1 protein-coding gene is annotated in these 1,732 nt (G+C 67.0%); it reads left to right on the top strand.

Translation table 11 applies throughout. The features are described 5' to 3' along the window. The first annotated feature begins 413 nt into the window (after positions 1–413). The gene (locus B207_RS32730; protein ID WP_018635625.1) at positions 414–974 is read left to right on the top strand and encodes a hypothetical protein; all 561 of its coding nucleotides are present in this window, start codon (positions 414–416) and stop codon (positions 972–974) included. Positions 975–1,732: the final 758 nt, after the last annotated feature.

Genomic DNA, 1,732 nt, shown 5'->3' with positions numbered 1-1,732 from the left:
CCCCCACCAGCCGCCCTTCACACCCCGCACCAGCAGACTCACCCGCCTCAGCCAGCAGCGCACAACCCCGACCGCGAATTAAGCAGCAGAGTCGCGATCCCTCGCAAAACGGTTCGTCCGCACCATGTCCTCACCAGCGCCGGTGACGGTGGCGGGATCGCGGAGCCGACTAGCGTTCCTACAGGTAGAGGGGCCGTCCTAGGTGGACGGCCCCTCTCGGCATCGGTGGACCTAACGCACCACAATAAGAACCGGACGATCTTGGTTCAGGGCCCCGAAATCAGCATCCGCCCGGTCGCTGCGCGGCTTCTGACCAAGGACGATGTCCAGTGAGCACCTCACATACAACATCATCCGGCGAATCGAACATATGTTCCGCAGGTCTGGCGGTTTCAGACGCCCCCGTCCGCCTCGTGACCGCAATCGTGGGCATCGTCGTCGGGCTGACGTTCCTCTTCGGCTTCGGCAATGTCGCGACGCTCGGTGTCCGCCTCGGCGTGCCGACCTACGTCGCGTTTCTCGTCGCGCCGGCGGTCGACTTCTCCGTCGTGGCACTTCTGCTGATCGGATGGACAGAGGTGGCCCCCGCCCTTCTCCACGCCATGCAGGCGATCGAACCGCGCGCCGAACTGGCCGGTCCCCCTGCCGGTGGCGTCGCAGCCGGAGCAGCAGTGCCGGAACAGTTCGCGGCGCCAGGCCCGTCGCCGGAATGGAGACCCGAACAGCGAGAGGCGTCTCGGCTCAAGCTGACTGCGGCGCGCGAGCAGGACCTGCTTCACCGCGCGCGGGCCGAGGACGTACTCCACTGGCAGCAGCACCAGCGCCCAATCTCCGCGGAAACACTACGAAGGCGCCTTCGCATCGGGACGCCGGCTGCCCGCAGGCTGGTCGCGGAGCTGCGCAGCGACACCCACGCCAGGATCGAGGGCAACAGCATAGGGCTTACGTCCGGCGAGCCTCCGCAAGTCCCATGATCGACAAATCACCGCCTCCCCGTGCCGGCTTCCCCGTGCCGGCGGAGTTCAACATCCAAGCGCAGGGCAATAGTGGTCCATGAGGGCTCGGATGAGCTGCTCGCCTCTCGTGGTCAGCGCTTCGAGCGCCTGCTCGGCCATGGGAGGCAAAGTTCGTCGGACAAGCCGAGAACCGTTCTCGTCGACCAGATCCGGGATCGACAACCGGAAGGCGCGCGTCGTACATCGCCAGGTAGGAGTTGACGAACCACGCCCCGACAGTGGTCAACCGTCGACTGCCAGCGTCCCCGTCCGCTGTCGAGCCCGCGCAGTGGACGTGCTGCACTGGCAGCAGCACCAATGCCCGATCTCCGCGGAAACGCTACGCAAGCGGCTGGAAGTCGGCACCGGCACCGCCTGCGGCTTGGTTCACCCGACTGCGCACCGACCCCAACACCGCGCTCGACGGACAGGCCGACCCCAGCGTCGTAGGACGCTGACGGTGTCACGAGGCCCTGTTCGGCGCGCGAGGCGCGTTTCAGGTAGACGCGTGATCCCGGCAACCTTCACCGCGTTGGCAGCGGCGTCGGCAATGTAGCGCGACACCTCGGGCTCGCCGCCGGATCGACGACACTGTGCTCATCGCCTCCCACTACCGCGAGGCATGCGCGGGCGGATACGTACCACCGGGGGCGCAGCTCGGTGTCGGTCTAGGGCTTGGTGGAGTCGGTCGTTGCCGCTGTGTCCGTGTCGGCCTTGTCGGTCGTTGCCGCCGTGTC

Source organism: Parafrankia elaeagni (genome assembly GCF_000374165.1).
Taxonomy (GTDB): Bacteria; Actinomycetota; Actinomycetes; order Frankiales; family Frankiaceae; genus Parafrankia; species Parafrankia elaeagni.
This window is presented reverse-complemented; position numbering and strand designations above follow the sequence as displayed.